This window comes from Chryseobacterium sp. Leaf201, assembly GCF_001421435.1.
Taxonomy (GTDB): Bacteria; Bacteroidota; Bacteroidia; order Flavobacteriales; family Weeksellaceae; genus Chryseobacterium.
Genome location: NZ_LMKA01000003.1, coordinates 1 through 8,837, shown reverse-complemented (window position 1 = coordinate 8,837; position 8,837 = coordinate 1). Strand labels below are relative to the sequence as shown.

General features: G+C 35.6%; 9 protein-coding genes. 1 reads left to right on the top strand and 8 read right to left on the bottom strand.

Annotation, left to right across the window (positions count from 1 at the left end):
- Window positions 1-172: 172 nt before the first annotated feature.
- Window positions 173-2,251, bottom strand: coding sequence for a M43 family zinc metalloprotease (locus tag ASE55_RS01975; protein ID WP_056214817.1), 2,079 nt, complete (start codon window positions 2,249-2,251; stop codon window positions 173-175).
- A 96-nt stretch (window positions 2,252-2,347) separates the two neighbouring features.
- On the opposite strand from ASE55_RS01975, the gene ASE55_RS01970 reads away from it, so the two are divergent.
- On the top strand, window positions 2,348-2,836 hold the full coding sequence (locus ASE55_RS01970; protein WP_056214815.1) for a hypothetical protein: 489 nt from the start codon (window positions 2,348-2,350) through the stop codon (window positions 2,834-2,836).
- On the opposite strand, the gene ASE55_RS01965 is transcribed toward ASE55_RS01970, so the two are convergent.
- From ASE55_RS01965 to ASE55_RS01935, 7 genes are all read right to left on the bottom strand, one after another.
- Window positions 2,833-3,495, bottom strand: coding sequence for a DUF6048 family protein (locus tag ASE55_RS01965; RefSeq protein WP_056214813.1), 663 nt, complete (start codon window positions 3,493-3,495; stop codon window positions 2,833-2,835). The genes ASE55_RS01970 and ASE55_RS01965 overlap by 4 nt on opposite strands.
- Complete coding sequence (locus ASE55_RS01960; protein WP_056214811.1) at window positions 3,461-3,943, bottom strand: DUF6452 family protein; 483 nt, start codon at window positions 3,941-3,943, stop codon at window positions 3,461-3,463. The genes ASE55_RS01965 and ASE55_RS01960 overlap by 35 nt, the downstream gene beginning before the upstream one ends.
- Window positions 3,944-3,976: 33 nt before the next feature.
- Window positions 3,977-5,383: a 23S rRNA (uracil(1939)-C(5))-methyltransferase RlmD gene (rlmD, locus tag ASE55_RS01955; protein ID WP_056214809.1), complete on the bottom strand. Its 1,407-nt coding sequence runs from the start codon at window positions 5,381-5,383 to the stop codon at window positions 3,977-3,979.
- Window positions 5,384-5,533: 150 nt separating this feature from the next.
- Complete coding sequence (locus tag ASE55_RS01950) at window positions 5,534-7,084, bottom strand: TlpA family protein disulfide reductase (protein ID WP_056214806.1); 1,551 nt, start codon at window positions 7,082-7,084, stop codon at window positions 5,534-5,536.
- Window positions 7,085-7,208: 124 nt separating this feature from the next.
- On the bottom strand, window positions 7,209-8,084 hold the full coding sequence (locus tag ASE55_RS01945) for a hypothetical protein (RefSeq protein ID WP_056214803.1): 876 nt from the start codon (window positions 8,082-8,084) through the stop codon (window positions 7,209-7,211).
- Complete coding sequence (locus ASE55_RS01940) at window positions 8,056-8,451, bottom strand: hypothetical protein (protein ID WP_056214802.1); 396 nt, start codon at window positions 8,449-8,451, stop codon at window positions 8,056-8,058. Before ASE55_RS01940 ends, ASE55_RS01945 begins: the two co-directional genes overlap by 29 nt.
- Window positions 8,421-8,702 (bottom strand): hypothetical protein, encoded by a 282-nt coding sequence (locus tag ASE55_RS01935; RefSeq protein ID WP_056214799.1) that lies wholly within the window; start codon window positions 8,700-8,702, stop codon window positions 8,421-8,423. Before ASE55_RS01935 ends, ASE55_RS01940 begins: the two co-directional genes overlap by 31 nt.
- Window positions 8,703-8,837: the final 135 nt, after the last annotated feature.

The window sequence follows — 8,837 nt, the reverse complement described above, 5'->3', positions numbered from 1 at the left end:
AAAATAATTTGTTTACTTCATTTTTAGTGAATTTAAGATTAAAATGCTTTTCCTTTTTAATCCAATTGTAATTATCCAGAATAGCTTGATCAATTATTTTTAAAAAATCAAATTTGATCAAAAGAAAAAGCTCCGGGTATACCCGGAGCTTCTATATATATGAAAAATATTATTATTTCTTTATAAACTTAATACTCTCAGAAATATTATTGTCTTTGATCGTAATGATATAAGTTCCTTTTACCAACTCAGCTACTCTTACCTGATTGTTATCAATTGTACCGCCTTTTACTAATTGGCCAACTGCATTGTAAATTTCAAATTTAGCTTTATTTGAAACCTTGGTAATGTTTAATACCTCGCTTGCAGGGTTAGGATATAATCCAAAGGCTTCTTTTTTAACTTCATTTGTTGCTAACAATGAATTTAAGCTGAATGCTCTCGACTCAATTTCTCCAAATAATCCACCGTCAGAGATTAATTGATTTGATGAAGTTCTCAATTCATAATATCCTGGAACAAGTAGTGGATTAAGATTAGAGAAACTTAAACCATCACCCTCTGAATCTTCGATTTCAAATACATAACAATCATTATTACTTAGTGTCCATGTCTCATTGATAAGTGCAGGAGTAAGTGAATCTACATAGGGTCCCCCACTATGTAATGTAGCACCAGCACTATTCTTCAGCGTCCAGGTTGTTTCTGTTCCCCAATAATCCAACTGTAACTTAAAGTTTACTGTACTGGTATTGAATGCTGTATCAGCAGCAGCGTTAACAAACGTTCCCGTTGCAGAGTTGTTTGTTGCTCTTTGGTCAGCACCTCCGTTTGCATTTACAATAGAAGCTGTTACGTTACCGCTGGGAGTAGATGCTGTTACCGGAACAGTAAAGGTATTAAATTTATCTTGTGCTAAGTTTCCGGTCCAGCTGTAACTCTGTGGAGCACCTCCATTTACTGAATAAGAGATGGTAGCAGATGTTAAATTTAAAGTACCTCTGTTATAGATTGTTAATTTTAAAGTAGGCACAACTGATGTTGTAGGACAAGCAGCTAAGTTATTACAGCCTCTCTCAATTTTAATTTCAGCATCTACCGGGAACAATGCAATCGGCTGCTCAGCAATTGAAGTTTTCAACTGAACTCTTCGTGGAGAATTATCCATTACTGTCCTGATTCTTGCTTTCTGGTCCAGCGTAAATGTATTCATGCATAGGTCTACTGTATAATCCATATAGTTTTCAACCATATCAAAGCCCGGAGAACTTGGACAGGAATCAATAGGATTATTTGGCGGGGCAGGACAATTAGAATTTGGGCCTGCAGCAGCTGGCGTATCAAGACAAAAGTCATTATTGCTGTCTGTAGCATCTAAAACGCAAGACTGAGTATCTCCCCAGATATGCCTTAGACCTAACCAGTGCCCTACTTCATGAGTCATTGTTCTCCCTCTGTCATAGTACTGATATAACAAAAATGTCCCATCATCATAAACACTGCTTCCAAAAGTTCCGGCGGCAGCAACAACTCCGTCCGTAGTAGCTAATCCTCCATTTACATCAAGTCCGTTAAGTCCTGAATTTGATGGAAACTGTGCATATCCTAAAGTAGCTTCATCAGCACCTTCAAAAGCGACAGTCCACATATTGAGATATTTTGAAGTATCCCAGATTGTTTCAGGTTTTACATATTCATCAATCGCAGCCATTGTCCAACCTGATCGACAAAGGTTTACACGATTAATACCGTTTGTAGGGTTTCCTTCAGGAGTAACTTTTGCCATAGCAAACTGTATTTCCACATCAGCACCTATCGGATTGTTGTTATATCCTGCAGTTCCTAAGGCTTTACGATAATCATCGTTAAGTACATTTATTTGTGATACAACCTGTGCATCGGTAATATTCGGATATGATCCTAAATTCTGTCCGGAATGAATAACGTGTACAACAACCGGAATCGTGATAACATTCCCGTTTTGTGATTTATTTGTTTTTGCCTGCTGTACCAATGGTGCCAACCAGGACTCAAATTGTTCCTTAGAAAGTCTTCTAGGAAATTTTGCATGAAGCATTTCTTCATACTCATCACTAGAACATCTTTCATAGCCATGATACTTTGCATGCTCTTCTGCCTTCTTGCCAGGAACTTCCTTTTTTATAACCTTATCGAAGCTTTGGGCATTAATACCCACAGCGCAAAATAAAGGCAATAAAAAAGCAATCCTTAAAAAAGTAATTTTTTGCATTTCTTAAATTTATTATTAAGCTGCAAATATATTAGTTTTTAAATTTATTCTTTTTAATTTCACTGAATAAATTACCCCAAGATTAAAATTTATCAAATGAGCAAAATAATTCAGACAACTTTAATTATTTTTCTTTGCACTACTGTACAATGCAATACTCAGGAAAAAATAAAAAAAACGGATGATCACACAGTAATTACACAAAAAAAACAAAAAATCAGCAGAATAGAATTAAAAGAGCAGACCAGAGGAACAAACAGATCAATTACATTTGATGCAGGATCAATAATAACTTCTTTAAATGAAAATATTTCAAAATCTGAAATTTCATCTTCAGAATGGGAAAATATAGTAAAGCAGACAAGTTTAATAGACCTTTCCAAAATAGCATCTTACGAATCTCCTACCACAGGCAGATTTTCCGACAGGGCATTAGCATCTACGATTATTATTACATCCAACGGAAAAACTTACCAGTCAGCCTCTTTTGATGCAGGAATCCCTCCAAAAGAATTAGAGGGACTCTATAGATTATTAAAAAGCAAATCAGGAATTACCAAAAGAGGAGAACCTAAACTTCGTTAAAACTTGTACGCAATATTCCAGGCGAACCCCATATTGAATTTGGAAGAGCTTTTTCCGAATCCCGGAATAATCATCGGCTGAATTTCATCCTGTTTTGTGGTGGCAACCATGTACCTCGGCTGGAGATTGACATCGATAAAAAAATCGGATTCAAACAGCTGAACACGGCCTCCGATGGTTCCTTCCAGCCAATAAGAAGACTGTGTGGACGAAGGAAAAGCTATGGAAGAGGAACTGCCGCCAAATCCGCGGACCGGCACAGCCCTGTACTCCTGTGTATAGAATGAGCCTCCGATTTTTCCGCCTCCGTAAAAGCCGTTGAATTCATTTTCAGGATCTTTGGCCAGCATATAAAATGCACCCAGCTTCAGGAAAGGACCGCTGGCTTTTGCATCATAGCTGTTTTTCTGGTATACATTGGATTCAAAACCGGCTTCAACAATACCATGGATATTGTCTTTAATTTTTGAGGATATAAATCCCTGGTACAGTTTCCGGTCTGAGAAAAAAGAAACGCCTGCATTAAGAATGTCTCCGCCCACCATAAAGTTGGGTTCATACTTCCATTTTTCTTTTTTAACCTCCTGACTGTTATCCTGAGCAAAGCTCAACATAAATACGGTACTAAAAAAGAAGGTAAAAATTCGTTTTGTCTTCATTCTCTATAAAATTTTGTCCGGGCTCTATGCTTCTTACCGGGATAGTGGTTGCAGGATCCAGCACAGGATTTAAATTTTCATACGTTTTCTTAATGCCGCATCCTGGTGAAACATATATGGATTTCGTTGTATAATTGACCCTGATTTTTGATTCAGTCCCGGTGTTTGAAGTCCTGAAATAAATGTCCGTAAACGGAGAATCATCTACCCGTAAAGGAATAACACGGGATTTAATATTGGTTTCCTTTCCGAGCTGCACTTTTCCGGAGCCGTAATCTACCGCTACATAAAGTGAATCCACTGTTCTTTCTTTTCCTGTTTCAAAAGTTCTGAAAGATACTTTCATCCGGGGAGTTCCTTCTCCGCTTTCACAGATATCGTCATCACCGCCACACGAAAAAAGAAGGCTGAAGAAACAGACTGCAATGAGGAATTTAAAATATTTCATAATAGGATCTGATGAAATTCAAATATATATAAATTATTTTTTAATCAGTAATGCAATGTTTTCCACATGATGGGTTTGCGGAAACATATCTACCGGCAGGATTTTCACCACCGTATAATGTTCTTTCATTAACGCCAGATCTCTCGCCTGGGTTGCCGAATTACAGCTCACATAAACCACTTTTTCAGGAGCCAGTTTCAAAATCTGCTCCACAACTTTCTGATGCATTCCGTCTCTTGGCGGATCCGTAATCAGAACATCTGCTTTTGGATGGTTTGCAAGGAATTCATCATTGAAGATATCCTTCATATCCCCGCAATAGAAAGAGGTATTGGTAAGGCCGTTCAGCTCTGCATGTTCTATTGCTGCATCAATAGCTTCCTGCACAGACTCGATTCCGATTACCTGTTTTGCATTTCTGGCTACATATTGGGCAATGGTACCGGTACCTGTATATAAATCATATACTACTTCTTCGCCTTTCAGATCAGCAAATTCCAGTGTCTTCCTGTATAATTCAAGCGCCTGCTTATAATTGGTCTGGAAAAACGATTTGGGCCCGATTTTAAATTTCAGTCCATCCATTTCTTCCATCAGAAAACCGTCTCCGAAATAGACATTGATATTCAGATCGTAGATTGAGTCATTCGGTTTAGAGTTAATGGCATACACCAGTGTTTTAATCTGCGGAAATGTCTCTAGAAGGAATTCAAAAAGCTTTTCCCTGTTCTCTTTTTCTTCCCTGTACAACTGGAAAAGCACCATCCATTCTCCTTTTGAGTTCTGCCTCATCATTAAAGTCCTTAAAAACCCTTCGTGATTTCTGACATCAAAAAATTCCAGTCCATTTTTTACGGCATATTCTTTTACCGCCAGACGGATGGTATTTGAAGGTTCTTCCTGCAGAAAACATTCTTTAAGATCAAGAATTTTGCTCCACATGCCTGGAATATGGAAACCAAGTGCATCCCGGCTGCCGAAATTTTCTTCGGAACTTATTTCATATTGGGTAAGCCATCTTGCATTGGAAAAGGAAAATTCCATTTTGTTTCTGTAGAAATACTGCTCTTCAGACCCAAGAATAGGAACGGTCTCGAAATTATCAATCCCCCCGATTCTTTTGATGTTGTTATATACTTCTTCCTGTTTGAAATCCAGCTGTTTTTCATAGCTCATGTTCTGCCATTTACAGCCTCCGCAGACACCGAAATGAATACATTTCGGATCTACCCGGTAAGGTGATTTTTCAAGCAGATCAACTGCTTCCCCTTCATAGTATTTGGATTTTGCTTTTTTAACCCTTACATTAACAACATCTCCCGGAATGGCTCCTGAAACCATAACGGTTTTCCCTTCTTCCGTGCGCCCTATGGCAACTCCCTTCGCACCTGCATTTACAAGCTTTATATTTTCAAGAATGAGATTCTTTTTCTTTTTCATCCGTAATCTTCTGTTTGTCTGATGGATTTCTTTCAAATCCCATCAATAGTTCTATTTTTTATCAGCGAAATACCTGCTGATTTATTTTGCAAAAATACAATAAAAAAAACCTTATCCGAAGACAAGGTTTTTATATGTATTCAATTTAAATTATTTTGTCTGGGCCGATTGAGGATTTGCCTGTGCTGGCGCCTGCTGCTGTGCGGCGGCAGGATCCACTTCCATCATACCTGGCTGCTGTAACTGAACGTTAGGATTTACTTTCGGAGCAGAAAGCCCTGTCTGCTTATCCAGAACGGTTACCAGTTCAGGATCTCCCAGATTGAAGAATGGTTTGCTGGCAATTTTCCCGTCTTTATCTACAATGACGAAACAAGGTAATTTGAAACCGTATACACCATATTTCTTAGCGATATCGGAGTTTAGCCCGCCATCTGCATATACATTCACTCCGTTTATTCCTTTTAATAGAGAATTGCTTGTTTTTGTAAACTGTTCTTTGGTATCGTCAACGTTAACAAAAACGAAGTTCATTTTAGATTTGTAGAAATTTACGATTTCTTTTAATACAGGAATAGTAGCTTCCCCGATATAAGGATTCCATGAAGCATAGAATGTTAACAGATAAGGTTTTCCTTTGTTATCAGAAAGGTTGTAAGATTTCCCGTCTGCTTTTACCAATGCAGCTTCAGGAGCCTGTTCCCCAATTTTGAAACCGTTGATGGCAAACTGGATTTTTTTAAGATCTTCTTTAATGCCGGCATCCTTAATGTCTGTATCGATAATTTTCTTAATTTTCTCAGTTGTTTTTTCAGGAGAACCCGGGTGGATATCCGACTGTGCCATTACAAAAGCCAGTAAATAATCTTTTGCAGTCTGCGAAAGGTCTTTTTGGTTCTTTTTCAGATATTCTGAAAATAATTCTGATGTAGTAATATCTGTTTTCCCTGCACTGTTGGCCTGAGCATATTTCTGGAAATCAGGACTCATCTTAGCTAAAAGGTATTGTCTGTAGTAAGGATTTTCCTTTACCATCACTTCTTTGTTTTCCTGAAGTTTGTTTTCAAAATCAGTGAAAGCTTTTGTTACTTTGAAAGAAGGATTGCCCATTTGCTTATGGCTCATGTCATATTGATTCAAAATGGTAAGCAAAGTACTGGCAAGATCATTTTTCTTCCATTTTACAATTTCATCATCCGGATTGAACTTCTTAACATTTTCCTCAATGTTTTTATTAACATCAGCCTGAACTTTTTCTATTCCTTTCAGGAATGTTTTCTCATCCTTCATCAGCAGCTCATTCATGTTAACGGTCTGAGCATAGTTGGTAAGGTATTTTTGAGTTGCCGTGAAGAAATCATTGTTATTCTTGGCATCGCCCGTAATTACATATTCAGAAGGGAATGTCATTCCGTTACCGGAGATTTCAAGCTTCTGCCCTCCTTTCAGATAAATTAAATTCTGTTTTCCACCATAAGACATTACATACATTCCGCTTTTAGGAGCCTCAAAGCTTCCTGCAAAAGTTCCGTCTTTATTGACACCCATATTGATTAGCGGTAAAGTGGCTACACCTGAAGCCTCAATAAACTCGATTCTTTCCAGTGGAGAACCGCCTGTAATTTTTCCTTTTACTTCAACTTTTTTAGAGCAAGACATCGCAAAAACAGCGATGATAAACAATAAAAGATATTTTTTCATTTTAGATTTTATAATTACGCAAAAATAAGTTTTTCGATAAACTTAATACAATTAAATACTGTTTTTATGAAAGATTTAACTAAAAAAATATTTTATTTATCAACTTTTAATCAGCTAAAGAATATTACTCAATTAATATAAATATTATTGGACATTGATAAGTGGCTTGTCTAAACCAACTAAAGTCTTCACCTACATTATAACATTTATTCTCTCCAATTTTATCAGTTTTTTTCATCTTCATTACAAAGCTGCCTAATGAGATAAATCCCACATAAATATTCTTAAAATTTTCGTCAATTATAATATTACGATGACTGACATCAATTTCCAAGTATTTATTGTTTTCTCCAAAGTTTACTTCTATATCAGGAAGTAATCTCTGCGGATTTTTACAATCTACAGAATCACAGGTATACATTACTGGAATTATTTTTGTACTCTCCTTATCAATTTTCTCTCCGGAAGCAGGATGCTTTCCGCTGCTAAAATAATATCTGATCTTCTTTATTTTTTTATTTAAGTAAGATTGGTCTTCGTGAATTTCGACAATTTTTGTTACATTTGGTAGCATATAAAGTTTTGAAGAACTGCCTTTATCTTCTATACCAATTGATAATTCTTTCTTCTTATTATTGATTATAATAGTTTCAATAGTTTGTCCGGAGGTAAAGAACAAAACAGTATTTTGAACTATGAGTTCCTCCTTGTATAAATTGTAATTAATATTACGATCCAGATCTAATACTAATAAACTATCTGAAACAGCTATACTTTGTAGAGGAATCTCAACGAGACTATTTTCAGATATAAATAATTGATTTATTTTACCATAAACTTCAATCTGATAATTTTTGATAAACTCTGAATCTCTTTTTAAATGGAAGCTTTGCGAATACAGTTTTGTAAAAAAGCAAAAGCTTATTAAAATAATTTTTAATAAGCTATATCTTGTTGATATGCAGAACTTGTTATGGGTTGCAGGCTTGAACTGACTCATAAGTACCGGTAGTTATCCAAAAACGTGTTTTTTTAATAGTAACAGCTTCTACAAACTGCGGAACTCCGTTGAAATATTCTATATGACAAGGACCATCAACTGACACTAATAAGTTATTACACCAGAAACAGTTTTTTTCAGTTGTTGTACTTGTATTTTTATAGACAGTTTCCATACTGTAAAATAATGAAAGTCCTCTTGCTGTACCGAAAATTTGCCCGGCTCTTATTTCCAATAATTTAATATCATCAGAATTATAATTTTTTTGTATGTCCGCAAAAAATTCTTCTGTTAATGTAGCTTTTAATTCATTTATGAGTCCTGCTTCTTCTTCATTTAATTCAGAATTTTCAACAAAATCATCCAATTTACCTTGCCAAACATTTGCTTTTGTTTGTAATCTAATGAATGATATGTGGCAAACTGATCTTCTGAATTGACTACTTCAGAATATAATTCTCGCGAACTTTCTCCCCGCAAGAGTTCATTATCATTTTTTGACTGATTTTTCAAATTTAGTTCCACTCCATTTTTCTCTGATAATGTTTCGTCATTATGACAGGAATTAAAAATAAGTGGTAAAAATAAAATAAGTGCAGATTTTAAAATTGTCTTCATGCTTATAGTTTAAATGGTTATAATTAAATATTTTCACAAAGCTACAATTTTAAAAATTTTAGTAAAAAAAGTAAAACTAATTTTTTTAATGAGATAATTCACTTTATTAAGAAGTGACATTTAAAACAGAATTAT